We start from the raw sequence: 21,037 nt of genomic DNA on the forward strand, positions 1-21,037 counted from the left end.
CCGGCCGCACCGTGCGGCCTTGAGCGACGCGCTCACCACCGCAGGACTGGTCGACTACGGCACGGAGTGGTGGCACCGGTCCTTCGTCGAGCGCTGCTGGGCCCTGATGACCGGCGAAGCGGCAGCCCTCTGCGGACCTGCCTCCCGGCAGTCCACCCGGCACGACCGCCCCCGGGAGCCGGTCGTGGTCCGCCCGGGGGTGGTCGTGCCGGTCGGTCAGACGATGTCCTCGGCTATCTCCGCCTGTTCGCGGGCGTTGCCGTAGGCGGAGGGGGTGCCGTAGGAGTCGCGGGCGGCGTACCACCAGGCGCTGGCGAGGGCCAGGACCACCGCCAGGGCGATCACGGCGTAGTTCATCGAGTCGACGGTGACCGGGGACTTCTGCGGGAGGCAGAACAGGACGGTGACGACGGCGACCCAGACGACGGCGATCCAGCCGATCGGCTTGCTCCAGCGGCCCAGGTTCCACGGGCCGGGTTCGAAGCGGTTTCCGGCGCGCAGGCGCAGGTACACCGGGATGGCGTAGGCCGGGGTGATGCCGATGACGTTGATGGCGGTCACGGCGCCGTAGGCGGTGGCGGAGTAGAGCGAGGGGAGCGCCAGGACGGCGGCGGCTCCCACGGAGAGCCATACGGCCGGGACCGGTGTCTGCGTACGGCTGCTCACCTTGCGCCACAGGGCGGAGCCGGGGAGCGCGTTGTCACGGCTGAACGCGAAGACCATCCGGCTGGCCGCGGCGACCTCGGCGTTGCCGCAGAAGATCTGCGCGACGATCACGACGAGGAGGAGGGCGGTGGCGCCGCCGGAGCCCAGGGCGTCGAGGAAGATCTGCGCGGGCGGGACGCCGGTGTCGGTGGCCTGGACGGCCGCGTAGTCCTCGATGGCGAAGGTGAGGCCCGCGAGCAGCGCGAATCCGGCGATCCAGGAGACCCAGATGGCCCGGACGATGCCCTTGGCGGCGGAGACGGAGGCGTTGGAGGTCTCCTCCGAGAGGTGGGCGGAGGCGTCGTAACCGGAGAAGGTGTACTGGGCGAGCAGGAGGCCGACGGCCGCCACGTAGAAGGGGTTGGCCCAGCCGGTGTCGTTGACGAACTCGGTGAAGACGAACGACGGCGACTGGTGGTGGTCGGGTACGAAGGCCAGGGCGCCGACGATCACGGCCACGCCGGCCAGGTGCCACCAGACGCTGATGGAGTTGAGCACGCTGACGAGGCGGACGCCGAAGAGGTTGAGCGCGGCGTGCAGCAGCAGGATGGCCAGGAAGATCAGGAACGTCGAGCCGGAGGTGGGCGTGAAGCCGAACTGGAGGTTGAGGAAGGCGCCGGTGAAGAGGGCGGCGCCGTAGTCGATGCCGGCGATGGCGCCGAGCAGGCCCAGCAGGTTCAGCCAGCCGGTGTACCAGCCCCAGCGGCGGCCGCCGAGCCGGTCGGCCATGTAGTAGAGGGCGCCCGAGGTGGGATAGGCGCTGGTGACCTCGGCGAGGGCGAGACCCACGCAGAGTACGAAGAGGCCCACACCGGCCCAGCCCCACAGCATCACGGCCGGACCACCGGTGCCGAGGCCGAAGCCGTACAGGGTCATGCAGCCGGACAGGACGGAGATGACCGAGAAGCTGATGGCGAAGTTGCCGAAGCCGCCCATCCGGCGGGCGAGGACGGGCCGGTAGCCCAGTTCTCTGAGCCGCTCCTCCTCGTCCTGCAGGGGTGGGGCCTTGTGGTCCGGGCGGGCGGCCGGCGCGGTTCGGGACATGGCGGGGTTCCTCCGGGGGTCGTGGAGCGTGGGGGACGGGGGTGGCGAGGGGACGTGGGTGGCGGGGGTCCGGCCGGGGACGGGTCCGGCCGGGCTCCGCAGGGGGCGCGCCGTACGGGGGCGGGGCCGCGGCGTGCGCGGATCAGGCGCGCTCGGCCAGGCTGCGGGACCTGGCCCGCAGGAAGACCTCCTCGGCCAGTGCCTGGTCGGCCGGGTCGCGGGTGCGGCGGGACCACGGCAGGACGGTCCAGTAGCGGCCCATCGCGTCGAAGACCCCGGCCGCGTCGGCGAACCGGTGCGCTCCCCACAGTGCGTGGGCCAGATGGTTGAGGTCGACCGGCGAGGCGCGGTGGAGGTCGGCGTACCGGAACCAGGCGTCCAGGGCGTGGCCGGCGTCACGGACGGCGTCCCCGGCGACCCAGTGGAGGTCGAGCGCCTTCTCCTGGCCGCCTTCGCGGCGGTAGCGCTCGACGCTCAGGTAGAGCGGCAGGAGGTGGACGGCGGAGCCGGGCGGGGCCGAACCGGCGGCCCAGTGCGCGAAGTTGGCGGCCTCGGCGAGCGGTCCGGAGGAGCCGGCGATCATGAACTGGAGCATCCGGTGGTACGCCTCCCGGTTGTACGGGTCGCGTTCGTCGGCTTGCGCCAGGATGCCCCAGGGCCCGGGCGGCAGCATCGGGGCGGGCGGCCGGAGCCGGTGCCCGTCCATCGAGCGGTCGTCGTCGAGGAGGGCGAGGGCCAGCAGGCAGATCCAGGGCACGGGGTCGGCCGGGCTGATGTCCGCGGTGTCCCGGCAGGCCGCCCATGCCTCCTGCCAGAGTTCGTGCGTGCGGGGGTGCTGTGCACGGTGGGCGCGGATGGCCCGTTCGACGGTGACACGGGTGTGCATCACGGTCGCGGCGACGCTGTGCGGCTGTTCGGCCCGCCATGCGAGGACCACGTCGGATCCGGCGGCGACCGCGGCGAGGACCTGGGTGCGCTGGGTCCACAGCCCCCAGTTGTCCGTCCGTTCGAGCAACCGTGCCATCGACAGCCACCGCCCGGTGCGCAGGTCCTGGACGGCGACGCGCAGTTCGTCGTCATGACCGGCAGGGTGGTAGACGGGCCGGAAATCGTGCCCGGCCATCACCTCGCGCCGATCGGCCGGCGACAGGTCCGGGGACGGGGACGGGCGCGTCGTGCGGTGGTCGTGGTCATCGTTCCTCTCATCGCATGGCCGTCGCGCCCTGTAGATCGGCGATCACTATAGGGCGAGGAAGGCCGTCCGCATCCCGGACGGCGCTCGAACACAAGTATCAAGCCACACAAGGCAGATGAACTTGCGTCAGTTCGAACGCTTCGACACCGGTCGGATCTTGACGGGTCATCTCCGCTGGTGAAGGCTTCGGTACCGACCATCACCGGTGGATCACCGGTCGATCACCGATCGGTCATCCCTGCAGGAACGAAGGACGGAGTGGCCATGACGGGCCCGGTGCTCGCTGTCGACCAGGGCACGTCGGGAACCAAGGCCCTCGTCATCTGTCCGGTGCGCGGGGTCATCGGCTCCGCCTCCGCCCCCGTACGCCCCCGGTACCTGCCGGGCGGCCGGGTCGAGGTCGACCCCCGTGAGCTGCTGGAATCGGTCCTCGGCGCCGGGCGCTCCGCCCTGGCCGCGGCCGGTGAGCCGGTGGTCGCGGTCGGTCTGGCCAACCAGGGCGAGACGGTGCTCGCCTGGGACCCGGTGAGCGGTGAGCCGCTGACCGACGCGATCGTCTGGCAGGACCGGCGCGCCGAGGAGCTCTGCACCGAACTCGCCCCGCACGCGGAGTGGTTGAGGGAGCGGACCGGTCTGCCGCTGGACCCGTATTTCGCCGCCCCCAAGATGGCCTGGATACGTCGTCGGCTGACCCGGGAGGGCGTGGTGACGACCAGCGACGTGTGGCTCGTGCACCGGCTCACCGGCGCGTTCGTCACCGACGCGGCGACCGCCGGCCGCACCCAGCTGCTCGACCTCGACTCCGTCCACTGGTCGCGGGAGGCGCTGGACGCCTTCGGCCTCGCCGACGAGCGGCTTCCGGAGGTCGTGGACGCGGACACCGCCGTCGGCACCACCACGGCCTTCGGCCCCCCGCTGCCGCTGACGGGCCTGCTCGTCGACCAGCAGGCCGCGCTCCTCGCACAGCGCGTCACCGAACCCGGCACCGCCAAGTGCACGTACGGCACGGGGGCGTTCCTGCTCGCGCAGAGCGGCCCGCTCCCCCGCCGGAGCGCCTCGGGCCTGGTGGGCTGCGTCGCCTGGCGGCTCGCCGGAGAGACCAGCTACTGCCTCGACGGGCAGGTGTACACGGCCGCCTCCGCCGTGCGCTGGCTCACCGACCTCGGCGTGATCTCCGGCGCCGCGGACATCGACACCGTGGGGGGAACCGCACCGGACGCCGGCGGGGTCACCTTCGTCCCGGCGCTCGCCGGACTCGCCGCCCCGTGGTGGCGCGGCGACCTCCGGGGCTCGATCACCGGCCTCGGCCTCGACACCACGCCCGGGCACCTGGTGCGGGCGCTGTGCGACGGAGTGGCCGCGCAGGTGGCGGAGCTCGCCGACGCGGTCGCCGCCGACCTGGGCGCGCCGCTCACCGCGCTGCGCGTGGACGGCGGGCTGACGCGGTCCGCACTGCTCATGCAGGCCCAGGCCGATCTGCTCCGGATCCCGGTGGAGGTGTCGGCGCTGCCTGACGCCACCGCTCTCGGCGTCGGCGCGGTCGCCCGGCTCGGGTTCGATCCCTCGCTCACCGTCCACGAGGCCGTCCCGGAGTGGATGCCGTCCGCCGTCTACGAGCCGAGGGCCGGCGCCGACCAGGCGGCGGAGCGCCGCGCGCGCTTCGGCGCCGCCGTGTCGGCCCTGCTCGACGGCCCGGCATGACCGTCACCACGAGCGGCGGCCTGCCCGGCGGCACGTACGACGTGACGGTGATCGGCGCCGGTGTGGTCGGCGCGGCGATCGCCCGCGAACTGGCCCGGCTCCCCCTGCGCATCGCCCTCGTCGAGTCCTCCGACGACGTCGGCAACGGCACCTCCAAGGCCAACACGGCCATCCTGCACACAGGTTTCGACGCCGTACCCGGCTCCCTGGAGTCGCGACTGGTGCGGGAGGGACAGCGGCTGCTGGGCGCGTACGCCGCCGAGAGCGGTATCCCGGTGGAGCCGGTCGGGGCGCTGCTCGTGGCCTGGAACGGGGAACAGCGGGCCGCGTTGGCGGGCCTCGCCGACAAGTCCGAGCGCAACGGCTACCGTTCGGCCCGTGTCCTTCCGGCCGAGCAGGTGCGGGCCCGCGAGCCGGAGCTCGGGCCCGGGGTGCTGGGGGCGCTCCACGTGCCGGGAGAATCCGTCATCTGTCCCTGGACGACCACCCTCGCGTACGCGACCCAGGCCGTGCGCGCCGGGGTCGACCTCCACCTCAACTGCCCGGTGCGGGCCGTCACCCCGGGCAGTGCGGGCAGACCGGGCGACCCCGGTGAGCCGCACACGCTGACCACCGGCCGGGGGCCGCTGCGCACCCGCCACCTGGTCAATGCGGCGGGCCTGTACGCCGACGAGATCGACCGGCTCCTGGGCCGTGCGGACTTCGGCGTGACCCCCCGGCGCGGCCAGCTGATCGTCTTCGACGAGCTCGCCCGCGGCCTGGTCCGGCACATCCTGCTGCCCGTACCGGACGCGCGCGGCAAGGGTGTGCTGGTGTCGCCGACGGTGTACGGGAACGTGCTGCTCGGTCCGACCGCCGAGGACCTCTCGGACAAGTCGGCCACCGAGTCGACCGCCGCCGGGCTCGCCCTGCTGCGGGAGAAGGGCCGGCGGATCCTGCCGGCCCTGCTGGACGAGGAGGTCACCGCCGTGTACGCGGGTCTGCGGGCGGCCACGGGGCAGGAGGACTATGCGATCCGGGCCCACCCCGGGCAGCGGTACGTGACCGTGGGCGGGATCCGCTCGACGGGCCTGACCGCCTCGATGGCGATCGCCGCCCATGTGGTGGACCTGCTCGCCGAAGGCGGTCTGCCGGTGTCCGGCGCACGGGAGCTGGAGCCGGTGCGCATGCCGAACCTGGGCGAGGCGTTCCCGCGGCCGTACCGGGACGCGGCGATGATCGCGGCGGACCCGGAGTACGGCAGGATCGTCTGCCACTGCGAGCGGGTGACCCGCGGTGAGATCCGCGACGCGCTCGCCGGCACCGTCCCGCCCGGTTCGCCGGCCGGCCTGCGGCGGCGTACCCGTGCCGGGGCCGGCCGGTGCCAGGGCTTCCACTGCGGGGCCGCCGTCCGCGCGCTGTTCGAGGAAGGCCGCCGGTGAGCCCGGGGCGTACGGACGTGTGCGTGGACGTCCTGGTCGTCGGCGCCGGCCCCGCCGGGCTGGCGCTGGCCGCCGGGCTCGCCGGGGCGGGCGCGGGGCGGGTCGAGGTGCTGGAACGCGAGCAGGAGGCGGGCGGGGTCCCCCGCCACTGCCTGCACGGCGGCTTCGGGGGCTTCGGCGGTGTCGGCGCCTTCACCGGCATCGGCGGCCCGGTCCCGCTCCCGTGGCTGCACGGTCCGGAGTACGCGCGGCGTTCGGTGGAGGCTGCGGTGGCCGCCGGAGCCTCGGTCCGCACCGGCGTGACCGCCACCGGCTGGGCCGGCCCGCTGTCCCTGGAGACCACCAGCCCGGCGGGCCTGGAGCGGATCACGGCCCGCGCCGTGGTCCTGGCCACGGGCGCCCGGGAACGCCCCCGCAGCGCCCGGCTGGTGCCGGGCTCCCGCCCGGCGGGCGTGCTGACCACCGGGGAGCTCCAGCAGTCGGTCCACCTGTACGGGCGGCCCGTCGGCCGGCGTGCCGTGGTCGTGGGCGCCGAACCGGTGGCCCGCCACGCGGTGGCCACGCTGCGCCGGTCCGGTGCGGCGGTGGTGGCGATGGTCACCGAGCGGCCGCGCGCCCGCGCCGTACCGGGCGTCCCGCTGCTCACGGCGACGACGGTGGACGAACTGCGCGGCCGGGGCCGCCTGTCGGGCGTGGCCGTCCGCCACGAGGACGGCCGGTCGGGGCTCCTCGCCTGCGACACGGTGGTCTTCACCGGCGACTGGGTCCCCGACCACGAACTGGCCCGCCGCGGTGGCATCGTCCTGGACCCCGGAACCCGGGGGCCCCGCGTGGACCCGTCCTTCCGTACGTCGGCGCCGGGCGTCTTCGCGGTCGGCAACGCCCTCCACGGCATCGAGCGCGCCGGCACCGCGGCCCGCGAAGGCGTCGCCGCGGCAGCCCCGGTGCTGGCCCACCTGGCGGGCGCCCCCTGGCCGGAGCGGGGTCCGGACCTGATCGTCCGGGCGCCCCTCGTGTGGGTGGCACCGAACCGCCTCACGGGCACCGCCGGGCGGCCGTTCCTGCTGCGGTCCGGGGAGCCTTTGTCCGGCCCGGTGGTGACGGTGGGTCAGGACGGCCGGCTGCTGTGGCGGCGGCGGTACGCGGGTCCGGTGTCCCCGTCCCGGTCGCTGCGGCTGCCGCCGGGGTGGACGGCCCGGGTCGACCCGGCGGGCGGCCCGGTCGTGGTCCGCGCCCACTGAGGGCGGAACGACGCGCCGTACGGCACCGCCTCGTCCGGGGCGGTGCCGTACGGCGCATCGGTGGACAGCCGGTCAGTGGACGGTCAGTGGACCGCGTGCGGCACGGCGGCCGGGTCCGGCTGGGACTCCGGCCGGCGGCCCAGGTGGTTGAAGGCGAGGTTGAGCAGGACGGCGACCACACAGCCGGTGCTGATGCCGGAGTCGAGGACGATCCGGGCGCTCTCCGGGAAGGCGTGGTAGAAGTTCGGGGCCGCCATCGGGATGATGCCGACGCCGAGCGAGATCGCCACGATCAGGACGTTGTCCCCGCGTTCGAGCGACGCCCCGACGAGGGTCTGGATACCGCTGGCGGCGACCGTGCCGAACAGGGCGATGCCGACGCCTCCGAGGACGGGCTGCGGGATGAGCGCGACCAGCGAGGCGAGCATGGGACAGAGTCCGAGCAGGATCAGGATGCCGCCGGCCGCCGCCACGACGAAGCGGCTGCGCACCTTGGTGATGGCGACCAGGCCGACGTTCTGGGCGAAGGCGCTGGCCGCGAACCCGTTGAAGAAGGGGCTGACGGCGGTGCCGAGGGCGTCCGCGCGCAGGGCCGCGGCGAGGGTCTCCTCGTCCGCCGGGCGCTCGACGATCTCGCCCAGGGCGAGGACGTCGGCCGTGGACTCGGTCATCGACACCAGCATGACGACGCACATGGAAATGATCGCTGCCGCGGCGAACTGCGGGGCGCCGAAGTGGAACGGGGTGGGGAAGCCGATCACGTCGGCGTCGGTGACACCGCTGAAGTCGGCCTTGCCGACCAGTACGGCGATCAGGGTGCCGGCGGCGAGGCCGAGCAGGATCGCTATCTGCTTGAGGAACCCGCTCAGCACCCGGCGGAGCACCACCGTGATCAGCAGACTCGCCCCGGCCAGGCCGATGTTGGCCAGGCTTCCGTAGTCGGCGGCCTGCCGGTTGCCGCCCTGGGACCAGTTGAAGGCGACCGGCAGGAGGGACACGCCGATGAGGGTGATGACCGTTCCGGTGACGACCGGCGGGAAGAAGCGGATGAGCTTGCAGAACCAGGGCGCGAGGAGGAAGCCGAAGATCCCGGCCACGATGACGGCGCCGTAGATGACCGGAAGGGCGTCGTCGGGCCCCTCCGCCTTCGCGATCGCGAGCATCGGGGCGACGCCGGCGAACGAGACGCCGTTGATGAAGGGGAGCCTGGCGCCGACCTTCCAGAAGCCGAGGGTCTGCAGCAGGGTGGCGATGCCGGAGGTGAACAGGCTCGCGCTCATCAGGAACGCGATCTCGCCGGTGGACAGGCCCACGCCGATGCCGACGACCAGGGGCGGGGCGACGACGCCCGCGTACATGGCGGCCACGTGCTGCAGGCCGGCGCCGATCAGCCTGCCCGGCGGGAGGGTCTGGTCGACCGGGTGCTTGCCGGCGTCCCCGGCCGCGTCCGGCGCGGCGGCGGCCGGGTTCGGCTCGGCGGCGGCCGGGTTCGGCTCGGCGGTGGACGTCGACGTCGGCGCCGGCGGGCGCGGGGTCTGCTCGGGGCCTTGGGGCTCGGACATGGGTGTGGCGTCTCCTGGACTGAACGTGGTCGGGGACCCGGCGGGGCGTACGGGGGCACGCGGCGGCGCCGGCGGGCATCGAGCCGGATCGAACCGTTGAAGTGGTGCAGGGGTGCGCGGGTGCCGGATGCCGCCCGGAAGGGCGGCCCGACAGGGCGCGGATCGCCGGGAGTCCGGCGCGAGCGGGAGGTGTGACGAGCACGGGCGGCGGCGACGGAGGGCCGGGACGGGGGATCGTGTCCCCCGCGCGGGGCCGTCGTGCCGGAGCCGCTCGCCGTTCAGTCCACGTGACGGAAGCGCGGCACCGGTATCACCGGGCCGGGTCAGTTCCTCACGGTTTCACGTCCGTGTCAAGAACCCGCCAACTGCGGTTGGTTGGGCGCGAGGAAGGGCGGGGCCGGCCATCGGTCGCGGTGGCCCGCACGCCTCGCCCCTTCCCGTGTGATGCACCGGGCCGTGCGATGCACCAGGCGATCACCTTCGTACGTTCAGCCAAAAATTTGGCGAATTTACGGACTTCCGCTTGTGGGAGTTGACGTACCGAGGAGGGGCTTCCTAGAGTCCGAGCGCAGTCCACAGCGGAAGTTTCTTTCCACATCACGGAACCCCCGCGGTCGCGGCCTACCCTGCGCCGCCCGCGGACGGATCCCGGATGTCAGCGGTGCGGGCCCGTCCGCCCGTACCGCGCTCCCCTGCACCACCCGACTCGCCCCGCCCCACCGTCCCGCCCGATCCGCCCGACCCCGGCCCTCCGGGCCGGGCGGCCACCGGAAGGATCCTCATGCGCCCCCGCGCCCGCCCCGGTCCACGCCGCCCCCAAGCCCCCTACGCCCGGTCGCCGGGCCACGACCCGGCCGAACGGGTCAGCGCGTGACGCCGGTCGGCAGGCCGTGCGTGGTGACCAGGCGGGCGCTGCCGTCCGCCAGCCGGTAGGACAGGCCCACCACGGCGGTCCGGCCGGCGGCCACCTGGTCGGCGAGCACCCGCGAGCGGTCGAGGAGCAGGTCGACGGTCTGCCGTATGTGCTCGGCGATGATGTCGTCCTCCTCGGTGAGCCCGGCGGCCCGGGCGGCCAGCACGCTGGGCGTGACGCGCTCGATGACGTCGCGTACGTACCCGGTGACGTTCACACCGTCGGTCAGCGCGGTGCGGGTCGCGGCGACCGCCCCGCACGTGTCGTGGCCCAGTACGACGACCAGCGGGCAGTCCAGCACGCTGACGGCGTACTCGATGCTGCCGAGCACCTCCGCCCCCGCCACATGGCCCGCGGTGCGCACCACGAACAGGTCGCCCAGGCCCCGGTCGAAGATGATCTCGGCGGCGAGGCGGGAGTCCGAGCAACCGAACAGCACCGCGAACGGCCGCTGGGCGGGTGCCGTCTCGGCGCGGCGCGCCGCGTCCTGGTTGGGGTGCTCGGGCGTACCCGCGGTGAACCGCCGGTTGCCGGACAGCAGCAGTTCGAGTGCTTCGGACGGGGTCGGGGAGGGTGCGTGGCTCATGACCGCAGGCTACGGCCCCCGCGGGGCGGTCACCGCACGGGGGCAGCCGAAGGTGGGTGCCGGCCGGGCCCGCCCGCGCGGGGCCCGTGACCCGGCGGTCAGCCGCGCCCCGAGGGTTCCGGGCCCGTGCCGGGCCGGTCGACGAGCGCGTACAGGCCCGAGACCACGGCGCCGCGGCGCGCCTTGGCCTCGATCGCCGTCATGCCGGCGTGCAGGGCGGTCGTGCCGTGGGCGTATCCGGCTTCGGCGGGCAGGTAGTACATGAGGTTGAAGTACAGGTGGGGCGCCGGATGCCACCGGTCGACGGCGACCGCGCGGATCCAGGTGGTGGTCCCGTAGTGGTAGTAGAGGCAGAAGCCGGCCATCCGCTTCCCGTCGTAGGCGGCGACCACCCGGGCCTCGTCGCCCATCGCGGCCGCCTGCCGCTCCAGCAGGCCGGTCATCGCGTCGGTGCCGTCCCGGTCGTGCCCGTGGTGCTGCTGGTGTCCGGCGAGCAGCGCTCCGGCGTCCCGGAAGCAGTCCGCGAGCACCTGGTGGCGGACGTCGAGGCCGGCGGCGGCGAAGGTGCGGCGCTCGCGGCGGATGCCGACGCGGCGCTGTGAGGGCAGGGAGGCGATCCAGTCCTCGATGCCGGCGCCGGGGAGGGGGATGACGGCGTCGTCCTCCAGGTGGGCGGGGCCCTCGGGGTACAGGGGGGCGAGCAGGGCGGTGGCGGGGGCCGTGAGGTAGGGCCACCAGTGCGTCGTGCCGTTCCGGTCGGCGAGGTCCCGTGCGGCGTCCCGCAGGAGGACCAGGCAGGCGTCCCGCCGTACGGCGTCCAGGCCGGGGGCGGTGAGGGGGGCATTGTGGTAGCCGCGGCGCGCCCCGGCGATCACCCGGGGGCGCTGGTGCACGGGGAGTACGCCGGCGGGGTCGTAGGCGTCGTTGGGTTCCTCCCGCACCAGGTGGAGGGGTGCGGCGGCAAGCAGCTCGCCGCCGGGGTCGCACACCAGGGCGTACGTGCACCGGGCGGTGGGGTCTTCCTCCTGGCCGGCGAGCCACCGGTGGGAGAGGTAGAGGCCGGCCGGGCGGGCGAGGCGCTCCCACGCGGCTTCGGGAACGGCGCGTACGGACTCGACGGTGCTCGTGATCAACTCGGTTTCCTTCGGCTGCGGCTGTCGGGCGTCCGCAGGGCGGGCGCGGCGAACACGGCGATCAGGCAGGCTGCGGCTTCGACGCCCCACGGCAGGAGGGCGCCGCCTTCCAGCAGCAGGGTGAACAGGGCGGGAGCGGCGACCATCCCGATGGCCCAGGAGAACTGGTACAGGCCCTGGGTGAACCCGCCGGCCGCGTCGGGGGTGAGGCTCACGGAGAGTTCGCTCAGCGCCGGGCCGAGGAGGATCTCCGCCACGCTGAACAGCACGATGGCGAGGACGAGGGCCGCCCAGGCCGCGGCGGCGAGGGAGGGGAGCGCGGGCAGCGCGAAGGCGCTCATCCCCGCCGCCATGACCAGGTAGCCGGCCGCCACGGCGCGGCGGGGCACCTTCGGCGCCAGGTGCGCGGTGACCACCGTCGAGCAGCCGGAGACGATGACGGTGTTGATGACGAACAGCACGCTCGCCGCCGACGCGGGCATGTCCAGGACCCGGATGGTGTACAGGGCGACGAGTACGGAGAGCATCGCCTGGGCGAGCACGTAGGGGACGTTCACGGCCACGAGCAGCAGGTAGCGGCGGGTGTCGTCGGCCCGGGCCCCCCGGGCGTCCGGTGGTGCTCCCCCGCCCTCCGGTTGCGGCGGGGTGGTGGTGATCGCGGCGAAACAGCCGGCGGCCAGCAGGTAGGTCGCGGCGTCGACGGCGATCAGCCAGCCCAGCGAGCCCTTGCCGAACACCGTCAGGGCGCCCGCCGCGGCGGCGGCCCCCGCGGCGAGGCCGACGTTGCGCAGCGAGCCGGTGAACGCGAACCACGTACGGCGCTGACCGGGTTCGGTGACGTGCGTGATCAGGGTGCGCTGCGCGGTGAAGTACATGTTGATGCCGGCCTGTACGAGCACGTGGGCGGCTGCGACGTGCCACAGCTCGCCCACGAGCAGGAACAGGACGAACCCGGCGGCGGAGAGGACATTCGCCCACACCACCACGGGTTTGGGCCCGAACCGGTCCATGAGGCGGCCGGCGAGGAAGGTGACCGGCAGGGCGATGGCCTGCCCCACGGTCATCGCCACGCCCACGGCTGCCGTCGGCAGGCCCTTCACCTCGGTGAAGTACAGCAGCCCCAGCGGCAGGAGCATGCCGTTGCCGACGGAGTCGATCAGGTTCCCGGTGATGAAGAGGCCGTGGCCGCGGAGCGCGGGCAGGCCGAGGCGCTCCGCGGTCCGGGGGCGGGGCCGGCGGGTGTCCGTGGCCACGCTCAGGAGCCCAGCAGGGAACGGATCTTGCCGAGGACCCCGGCCGCGGGGAAGCCGGTCTCGTGGTGCAGTTCGGTCAGGGACCGCACGGTCCGGGCCTCCTCGCCCTCGGCGAGGGTGAGGACGGTGATGTCTCCGCGGGAGGTGCCGTCCATGACCAGCGTGTGCGAGGTGACCACCGTGACGCGTTCCCTGAGCGCGGTCACCACCGGTGCCGGGATGCCGCCCTCGGTGAGGAACTCGATCGCCCACCCGGTCCGCCGCACCATGCCGCGGGGCAGCTGCAGGCCGCGCGCCATCCGGGCGAGGGAGGTGAAGGTGTTGGTGCCCGACGCGGCGCAGGAGAGGCTGGTGGCACCGCCGATGCGCGGGTTGACCTCCAGGACCACGAACCGGCCGCCGGTGTAGACCATGTCGACGTTGACCGACCCGCACACCCCCAGGTCCCCGCACAGCATGACCAGGGTGCGGGCGACCTCGGCGAAGGCCGTGTCGGCCTCCTCGCGGGGCCCGCACCAGCGCAGGTCGGCGAAGGTGAACACCGGCTCCGCGCCGGCCCGTCCGGTCCAGCACAGGGGCAGCACCTGGTAGGAGCCGGGGCGTCCCACGATGTCCACGCTGCAGAGGTCTCCTTCGACGACCTCCTCCAGCACCGTCGAGACCTCCGGCGGGGACGCCAGGTGGGCGTCGAGGTCGGCGCGGGAGCGCAGGGTGTGGATGCCCGTGCTGGCCGAGTCCCACACGGGTTTCGACATCAGCGGGTAGCCGGTCCGTTCGGCCTGGACGCGCAGCGCGTCCAGGTAGCCGGGTGCCTGCAGGCCGCGCCCCGCCAGGAGGTCGGAGTCGGCGCGGAACCCGTCCGGCACGTCCAGCCCGGCCTGCCGGCACAGCTGCTTGGTCTCCCACTTGTCCACCAGCCGCAGCGTCGAGGCGAGCGGCGTCATCACCGTCGGGATGCCCTCGGCCTCCAGGAAGGCCTTGGCGGCGGCATCGCGCAGGGCGTTGTGGCACGGCAGGGAGATCGAGACCGCCGCGTCCGCGCCCCAGGCGGTCACCGCGTCGGCCAGTTCCCGCGGTGTCACCGCCCGGTCGAGCCGTACCCGGTGGCCGGGGAAGTCCTCGTCGCCGGCGCCGCTGGTGTGGAACAGCCCGGCCTCGATCCCCTCGGCCGCCAGCCCGCGTACGGCCTGCTGGATGTAGGGGTCGGCGCGCCGGATCTGGGCCGACCGCAGGAACGCAATCTTCCGCACTGCTTTCAGCCCACTTCCACTCGGGACCCGGCGGCCACCCGGCCCGCCAGGGCGCGTGCCTGCTCGGCCGTTTCCGCGCGGGCCACCACATGGCCGATCCGGCAGGCCGAATCCGCCGGTTCCGGTACGGTCTCCCCGGGCCGGAGGTGCAACTCGCCGTGCGTGCCGGGTGTTTGCGGGATGGACACCTCCCGCAGCACCCCGCCGCGTTCGGGCAGCAGGAACCGGATCGAAGCCGCGCCGGTGCGGGTGGCGACGGTGTCGGGGACCCTGCCGAGCACGGCCTGGAGGCAGGCCACGGCCTCGCTCACGCCGGTGGCGGCCTCGACCACCTCGCACAGGTTGTCCCCGGGCAGGCGGGCACCGGTCTCGATCACATACGGCGTGTCCGTCCCCGGGGGGATCTTCACCTCCGTGTGCGCGATCCCGTTGCGTACGCCGACGGCGAGCGCGGCCCGCGCCGCGGTGTGCCGCACCTTGGCGGCGAGCGGCTCGGGCAGGCCGGAGGGGCAGGTGTGTCCGGTCTCGATGCGGTACCGGCCCGCGGTGGTGTCCTTGCGGACGACCGGCAGCGGGTAGGCCACCCCGTCGGCGACGACGGTGTCGCAGGAGTACTCCTCCCCGGCGATGTATTCCTGTACCAGGGCGCGCGCGTCGAGTTCCAGACCGTGCGGCCGGGCGTACGTGTACTGCCGGGCCGCGGCGACGGCGGGGCCGAGCCCGTCCGGGCCGTCCACCACGGACACGCCCCACGAACCGCCCTGCTCCGCGGGCTTCACCACCAGCGGCCAGTCCCACCCGGCCTCCCGCACCGCCCGGTGCGCCTCGGCCCCGTCGCGTACGACCGTCCAGCGGGGGGCGGGGATCCCGGCCGCGGCGAACGCCTCGCCCATGAGGATCTTGTTCCTGGCCGCCTGCGCGAGCCGGGGGTCGTTGCCGGGGAGGCCGACCCGTGCGGCGAGGTGCGCGGCCAGCGGGGTGAAGAGCTCGAAGCAGCCGACGACACCCTCGATGGCGTGCTGCCGGCAGAAGGCCGCCATGTCGTCCAGGGCCCGCGGGGCGTTCGCGAGGTCCGTCGCGCACACGCCCGCGAGGGCCGCTCTCAGCCGGTCCGGGTAGCCCTCGTGGACGTCCTTGTGCGTGGCCGCGTACAGGCGCAGCCCCAGCCGTTCGGCGGCCTCGACGAGGAAGCGTCCCGCGTTCCCCATCGGCTCGATCACCAGCACTCGCGGCCCGCCCGGGCCCGCACCGATTGTCATTCCCCCAGCAAAACCGCGAGGTGGGAGCGGCGGCTATGGGCCTGACCGACGAAAATAACTCGTCTCACAACGCGGGCATTTGGATCAAAGCACAGCCAACTCGCCAGTAGAGCAAGGTCATTTGGTGCACATAGCCCATGGAGACGCACAACCCTCCCGTGGTCGGATCGGCACGCCACGTCAACACCCGCCAGACGAACGGGAATGAGCATCGTGACCAGCCTCCACCAGCAGCTCGCCGACCACATCGAGCAGGGCGTCATCCCGCCCTACCAGTACTCCTACCCGCCGCGCTCCACGTACCGCCCGCTCGCCGAGGGCAAGTGGAGCATCCCGGAGGTGTGGGCCATGGACCTGGCCAACTACCAGGTGCCCGAGCTCAACCTGTACCTGCACGTGCCCTTCTGCGACCGCAAGTGCGGCTTCTGCAACCTGTACACGATCATCAGCACCGACGAGGAGGTCTTCGACGCCTACACCGACGCGCTCTGTACGCAGATCCGGGACCACGCCGAGATCATCCAGGCCCGGCGCCTGCGGACGATCTACATCGGCGGCGGCACCCCGGCCCTGCTCAAGCCCCGCCACTTCGAGCAGATCTTCTCCACCCTCGGCGCGGTCTACCCCAACTGGCGCTCCACGGTGGAGGAGGTCGCCGTCGAGGCCACCCCGTCCTCCATCGCCGACGCCCCCGACGAGTTCAAGGCCCTCATCGACATGGGCCTGACCCGCGCCAACGTCGGCATCCAGTCCCTGGTGCCGCGCGAGATCCGCGAGGCCGGCCGCGGCGGCGAGGACGAGGACGTCATCCGCCGCGCGATCCACACCGCGCACGAGCTCGGCCTGCCGGACCTGTCCACCGACCTGATCATGGGCTTCGCCGGACAGACCCCCGAGACCTGGCGCCACAGCGTGGACGAGCTGGCCAAGCTCAAGCCCACCACCATCAGCACCTACTTCCTGACCGTGCGGCCGGACGCCTGGTTCTCCAAGACCGGCGCCTACCAGTACATGTGGCAGCCCGAGCTGTACGACCGCTACGACTACGCCCGCCAGGTCTTCCTCGACCACGGCTACGTCCAGGAGGGCTCCGTCCGCTACAAGAAGCCCGGCCGCGGCGGCTACGCCCAGAAGGTGCTCACCTTCCACGGCGTCCCGCTGCTCGGACTCGGCGTCGGCGCCCGCTCGTACACCAGCGTGCTCGACTACATGACCGGCAGCGTGAAGCCCTCGACGGCCGAGGTAGCCGATTACATCAAGAAGGCCAGGAACCACGAGATCACCCCGGTCACCGGCATCGAGCTGACCGGCGAGGAGATCGTCCGCAAGCGCCTCGTCCTGGACACCTTCGACCTCGACCTCTCCGAACTCGACCGCTTCGGCTACCAGAAGCACGCCGCGGAGTTCGAACCCGTCCTCGACGCGGCCGAGTCCAACGGGCTCCTCCACCGCATCGGCCGACGGGTCCAGCTCACCCCCAAGGGCTTCAAGTACCGCGACGTCCTCTCCTGGATGTTCTACTCCGCGTCCGTGAAGGAACTCGACCGGGAGTACTACGAGAACCTCCACGCGGCGAACGCCCGCGCCCGCAAGAACATGGGGGCGACCCCGGTCCGCATCACCGGCATCGACCTGCGCGAGGGAGCCGCGTGACCGACCTGTACGTCGCGGCGGGCGGCGGTGGCGACCCGATCGGCACGCTGATCGCCGCCCGCACCGTCACCGTCGACCCGGCCCCGGCGCTGATCGCCACCTACGCGTGGGAGCGTCCCGAGGTCGACCCGACCCCCAGGCCGCTCGGGGAGGGGGACTTCGACGGCCTCGACCGCGGACCCGGCGGCGGGGAGAGCGGTGCGGCGGCGGCCTTCACGGCCGGCACCCGGGCCCGGCCGCCGGCCGGATCCACCATGCCCGGCCTCGCCCGGGACCTGCCCGCCCGGCTGCTGCTGCTCGACCCCTCCGGTGGCCTGTCCTCGCTGGCCCGGCAGATCGCCGCCACGGCGCGGGCGGCGGGCGGCCGGATCCGCATCGTCGACATCGGCGGGGACGTCCTCACCCACGGCGACGAGCCCACGCTGCGCAGCCCGTTCGGCGACGCCCTCACCCTGGCCGCCTGCAGGCTCACCGGCATCCCCACCACCGTCTACGTGGCCGGACCCGGTCTCGACGGCGAGATCGACGAGCGGACCCTCCTCGGACGCCTGGACGGATGCCACCCCCTCACCCCGGGCACCGCCGCCGCCTCGGCGGCCGCCGGGGCGCTGGCCTGGCACCCCTCCGAGGCGTCCGCCCTGTGGGCGGCCGCCGTCCACGGCGCGCGCGGCACCGTCCGCGCCGTCAACGACACCCTGCACCTCACCGACGTCTCCGCCCGGCTCTACCACCTGCCGCTGGAGGAGGCGATCGCGCACAACCCGGTGGCGCGGGCCCTCGTCGAGGAGCGGCCGGCCACCCTGCAGGAGGCGGCCGACGTGTCCCACCGGATCACCGGCATCCACGGCCTGGAGCACGAACGCACCCCGGCACCCCGGCACGACCCGCCCGCCGGCGGGGCCCCCGTCCCCGACCGGGACGTGGCCCTGAAGACCCTCCGCGAAGCAGCCGACGGGGCGGACCACGTCACCCTCCGGTACGCCGCGCGCACCCTCGGTCTCGCCTGGACGGACATCCCGGCCCTCCGGGAGGTGCTCGGCACCGGGACCCCGCTGGTCCGGCTCGTCTGACCGACGTACCGGTGTGCCGGGCACGGCCGCCCGCCTCCGCTCCCCCACTGCCGACGGAGCGCCGAGGTTGGAAGATGAATTATGAGCACCCTCCGGCGATGGCTGCTCCGCTCGACCACGAGCGCTTCCGCCCCGCCCCGCCGCCCCCGCCCGGGGCGCGGGCGGGAGCGCGGGAAGCGGGCCGCGCCCTCCGGGGAAGGGGCGCGGCGGCCGCAGCGCCTGTCCTCCCTGCTGAGCGCGCGCAGCGTGGCCGGTGAGGTGTTCCTCCTGCAGCTGGCCGTCGTCGTGCTGCTCGTGGCCGCCGCGGTGGTGGCGCTGGTGGTGCAGGGCCGGAGCGCCGCCATGCTGGACGCCCGCAACCGCACGCTCGCCGCCGCCGGGACGTTCGCCGAGTCCCCGGGCATCGTCGCGGCCCTGCGCAGCGACCATCCCAGCGCGATCCTGCAGCCGAGTGCCGAGGCGGCCCGGAAGATCGCCGGGGTGGACGGCATCAACGTGTACTCGCTCGACGGGCTCACCCTCACCCACAGCGACCCCCGGCAGATCGGGAAGCACGTCGTCGGCCCGTTCTCCAGGGCGGCGGCCGGCAAGTCCTTCACCGAGACCTTCGAGGGGTCCCTGGGGCAGTCCGTGGTCTCGGTGGTCCCCGTCAAGGACCCCTCCGGCCGGGTCGTCGCCGTCGTCTCCTCCCCGGTCACGGTCCAGAACGTGCAGAGCATGGTGAACCGGCAGCTTCCGGTGGTCCTGGGCAGCGCGGCCGCCGTACTCGCCCTGTCCGCGGGCGGGACCGCCCTGGTCAGCCGGCGGCTGCTGCGCCGGACCCACGGCCTGGGACCGGCCGAGATGACACGGATGTACGAACACCACGACGCGGTGCTGCACGCGGTCCGGGAGGGCGTGCTGATCGTCGGTGACCGCGGACGGCTGCTGCTGGCCAACGACGAGGCGCGCCGATTGCTGGACCTGCCGGCGGACGCGGAGGGACGGCGCATCGCGGACCTCGGCCTGGAGGAGGGTCTCGCCGAGTCGATCGCGTCGGGCCGCTCCGCCACCGACCGGCTGCACGTGGCGGCCGACCGGCTGCTGGCGGTGAACATCCGGCCCACCGCCCCCTACGGACAGGCCGGAACGGTCGTCACGCTGCGGGACACCACCGAGCTCCGTTCGCTGTCCGGCCGGGCCGAGGTGGCCCGCGAGCGCCTGAACCTGCTCTACGACGCGGGCGTACGGGTGGGCACCACGCTGAACGTGGAGCGCACCGCGGAGGAACTGGCGGAGGTGGCGGTCCCCCGGTTCGCCGACGTGGTGACGGTCGACCTGCTGGAGCCGGTGCTGCACGGCGAGGAGCCGCCCGGGGAGAACACCGAGATGCGCCGCACCGCCCTGGTCGGCCTGGAGGGGCAGCACCCGCTGTACCCGGTCGGCCGGCTGATCCGGTTCGTGCCCACCAGCCCCATGGCGGCCGGGCTGGCCGGCGGCCACGCCGTCCTGGAGGCGGACCTGCGGGTCACCCGCCACTGGCGGGACCAGGACCCGGCCAACGCCCGGCTGCTCCTGGAGCGCGGCATCCACTCCCTGATCGCCGTGCCCCTGCGGGCCCGGGGCGTGGTCCTGGGGATGGCCGGCTACTGGCGCGGGAAGGGGTCCCCGCCGTTCGACGAGGAGGACGTGTCCTTCGCCGAGGAGCTGACCGCGCGGGCGGCCCTGTCCGTCGACAACGCCCGCCGCTACACCCGCGAGCACACCATGGCCGTCACCCTGCAGCGCAGCCTGCTGCCCCGGACCGTGCCGGAGCAGTCCGCCGTGGACGTCGCCCACCGCTACCTGGCCGCACAGGCCGGTGTGGGCGGCGACTGGTTCGACGTGATCCCGCTGTCCGGCACCCGGGTGGCCCTGGTGGTCGGCGACGTGGTGGGCCACGGCCTGCACGCCGCCGCGACCATGGGCCGGCTGCGCACCGCCGTGTACAACTTCTCCAGCCTCGACCTGCCCCCCGACGAGCTCCTGAGCCACCTGGACGAGCTGGTCGCCCACATCGACACCGACGAGCAGGAATGGCAGGGGATCACCGGGGCCACCTGCCTGTGCGCCGTCTACGACCCGGTCTCGGGGCGGGCCACGGCGGCGTCCGCCGGTCATCCGGGCCCGGCGCTGGCCCACCCCGACGGGACCGTGTCCTTCCCGGAGGTACCGGTCTCCCCGCCGCTGGGCCTGGGCGCGGGTCTGCCCATGGAGACCGCGGAGCTGGTCCTGCCCGAGGGCTCGATGCTGGCGCTGTTCACCGACGGCCTGATCGAGAGCCGCGACCGGGATCCGGACGCGGGCCTGGCGGCGCTGCGCGCCGCGCTGACCGGGCCCGGCCGCACCCCGGAGGAGGTCTGCGCCTCCGTGGTCGACGCGATGCTGCCCGCCCGGCCCACCGACGACATCGCGCTGCTGGTGGCCCGTACCCGCCGGCTGGACCCGGAGCGGATCGCCGAGTGGGACGTGCGTCCCGACCCGGCGGCGGTGTCCCCGGTGCGCAACGCCTGCGCCCGGCGGCTGGCGGAGTGGGGCCTGGAGGAGATCGCCTTCACCACGGAGCTCATCCTCAGCGAGCTGATCACCAACGCCATCCGCTACGGGGCCGAGCCCATCCGGGTGCGGCTGCTCCACGACCGGGGCCTGATCTGCGAGGTCTCGGACGGGTCCAGCACCTCCCCGCACATGCGCCGGGCCGAGGACACCGACGAGGGCGGCCGCGGCCTGTTCCTGGTCTCGCAGTACGCCAGGCGCTGGGGCACCCGCTACACCCCCCGCGGAAAGATCATCTGGACCGAGCAGGCCCTCCAGGACGGGTCCGCCCCGTCCGCGGCGGACTCGGAGGAGGCCCTGCTGGCCGGCTGGGACGAGGACCCCCTCTGACAGTCGGGAGCACGGCGGACACCGGCTGCTGGGACTGCGCTGCCGGGGCCCGCGAACGTACGCTGGTCTCGATCAGTACACGATCGCCCGTTATGGAGCCTTTGTGCCCGCACCCCGTCTCAGGACAGTCGCCGTCGCCGTCCTCCT

At 73.9% G+C, this 21,037-nt stretch carries 15 protein-coding genes; 7 read left to right on the plus strand and 8 right to left on the minus strand.

What is annotated here, in order from left to right; genetic code table 11:
- Nucleotides 1-19: 19 nt before the first annotated feature.
- Nucleotides 20-265 (plus strand): hypothetical protein, encoded by a 246-nt coding sequence (locus tag AB0O36_RS04425; protein ID WP_365103876.1) that lies wholly within the window; start codon nt 20-22, stop codon nt 263-265.
- Here the strand turns inward: AB0O36_RS04425 and AB0O36_RS04430 are convergent.
- Nucleotides 217-1,749 (minus strand): amino acid permease, encoded by a 1,533-nt coding sequence (locus tag AB0O36_RS04430; protein ID WP_365103878.1) that lies wholly within the window; start codon nt 1,747-1,749, stop codon nt 217-219. The two genes, AB0O36_RS04425 and AB0O36_RS04430, sit on opposite strands and share 49 nt — an antisense overlap.
- Nucleotides 1,750-1,891: 142 nt before the next feature.
- Nucleotides 1,892-2,872 (minus strand): hypothetical protein, encoded by a 981-nt coding sequence (locus AB0O36_RS04435; protein WP_365103880.1) that lies wholly within the window; start codon nt 2,870-2,872, stop codon nt 1,892-1,894.
- A 336-nt stretch (nt 2,873-3,208) separates the two neighbouring features.
- Here AB0O36_RS04435 and AB0O36_RS04440 point away from each other — a divergent pair, with 336 nt between their 5' ends.
- Genes AB0O36_RS04440 through AB0O36_RS04450 form a run of 3 tightly spaced genes read left to right on the plus strand, consistent with a single transcriptional unit; the run spans nt 3,209 to nt 7,307 of the window.
- Complete coding sequence (locus tag AB0O36_RS04440; RefSeq protein WP_365103883.1) at nt 3,209-4,645, plus strand: FGGY family carbohydrate kinase; 1,437 nt, start codon at nt 3,209-3,211, stop codon at nt 4,643-4,645.
- Nucleotides 4,642-6,066 carry an FAD-dependent oxidoreductase gene (locus tag AB0O36_RS04445; protein ID WP_365103886.1) on the plus strand — a complete coding sequence of 475 codons (1,425 nt, stop codon included), beginning with the start codon at nt 4,642-4,644 and terminating at the stop codon, nt 6,064-6,066. Before AB0O36_RS04440 ends, AB0O36_RS04445 begins: the two co-directional genes overlap by 4 nt.
- Complete coding sequence (locus AB0O36_RS04450) at nt 6,063-7,307, plus strand: FAD-dependent oxidoreductase (protein ID WP_365103888.1); 1,245 nt, start codon at nt 6,063-6,065, stop codon at nt 7,305-7,307. Before AB0O36_RS04445 ends, AB0O36_RS04450 begins: the two co-directional genes overlap by 4 nt.
- Nucleotides 7,308-7,390: 83 nt before the next feature.
- Here AB0O36_RS04450 and AB0O36_RS04455 read toward each other — a convergent pair whose 3' ends face one another.
- The 6 genes from AB0O36_RS04455 to AB0O36_RS04480 form a co-directional block, all read right to left on the minus strand.
- A complete protein-coding gene (locus AB0O36_RS04455) occupies nt 7,391-8,869 on the minus strand; it encodes a nucleobase:cation symporter-2 family protein (protein WP_365103890.1) in 1,479 nt (492 codons plus the stop codon).
- 863 nt (nt 8,870-9,732) lie between these two features.
- On the minus strand, nt 9,733-10,368 hold the full coding sequence (locus AB0O36_RS04460; protein WP_365103893.1) for a carbonic anhydrase: 636 nt from the start codon (nt 10,366-10,368) through the stop codon (nt 9,733-9,735).
- Nucleotides 10,369-10,466: 98 nt separating this feature from the next.
- Nucleotides 10,467-11,501, minus strand: coding sequence for a peptidogalycan biosysnthesis protein (locus AB0O36_RS04465; RefSeq protein ID WP_365103895.1), 1,035 nt, complete (start codon nt 11,499-11,501; stop codon nt 10,467-10,469).
- On the minus strand, nt 11,498-12,754 hold the full coding sequence (locus AB0O36_RS04470) for an MFS transporter (RefSeq protein WP_365103898.1): 1,257 nt from the start codon (nt 12,752-12,754) through the stop codon (nt 11,498-11,500). The genes AB0O36_RS04465 and AB0O36_RS04470 overlap by 4 nt, the downstream gene beginning before the upstream one ends.
- Nucleotides 12,755-12,756: 2 nt before the next feature.
- Entirely contained in the window at nt 12,757-14,004 is a 1,248-nt protein-coding gene (locus AB0O36_RS04475) for an ATP-grasp domain-containing protein (RefSeq protein ID WP_365103900.1), read from the minus strand.
- Nucleotides 14,005-14,009: 5 nt separating this feature from the next.
- Nucleotides 14,010-15,263 carry an ATP-grasp domain-containing protein gene (locus AB0O36_RS04480; RefSeq protein WP_365103902.1) on the minus strand — a complete coding sequence of 418 codons (1,254 nt, stop codon included), beginning with the start codon at nt 15,261-15,263 and terminating at the stop codon, nt 14,010-14,012.
- A 204-nt stretch (nt 15,264-15,467) separates the two neighbouring features.
- Between AB0O36_RS04480 and AB0O36_RS04485 the strand changes: the two genes are divergently transcribed.
- From AB0O36_RS04485 to AB0O36_RS04495, 3 genes are all read left to right on the plus strand, one after another.
- Complete coding sequence (locus AB0O36_RS04485) at nt 15,468-16,916, plus strand: radical SAM protein (RefSeq protein ID WP_365103905.1); 1,449 nt, start codon at nt 15,468-15,470, stop codon at nt 16,914-16,916.
- Entirely contained in the window at nt 16,913-17,986 is a 1,074-nt protein-coding gene (locus tag AB0O36_RS04490) for a DUF1152 domain-containing protein (RefSeq protein WP_365103908.1), read from the plus strand. Before AB0O36_RS04485 ends, AB0O36_RS04490 begins: the two co-directional genes overlap by 4 nt.
- Before the next feature lie 81 nt (nt 17,987-18,067).
- Nucleotides 18,068-20,890, plus strand: coding sequence for a SpoIIE family protein phosphatase (locus tag AB0O36_RS04495; RefSeq protein ID WP_365103911.1), 2,823 nt, complete (start codon nt 18,068-18,070; stop codon nt 20,888-20,890).
- The last annotated feature ends 147 nt before the right edge of the window (nt 20,891-21,037 follow it).

The organism is Streptomyces sp. NPDC089799 (assembly GCF_040684755.1).
Lineage (GTDB): Bacteria > Actinomycetota > Actinomycetes > Streptomycetales > Streptomycetaceae > Streptomyces.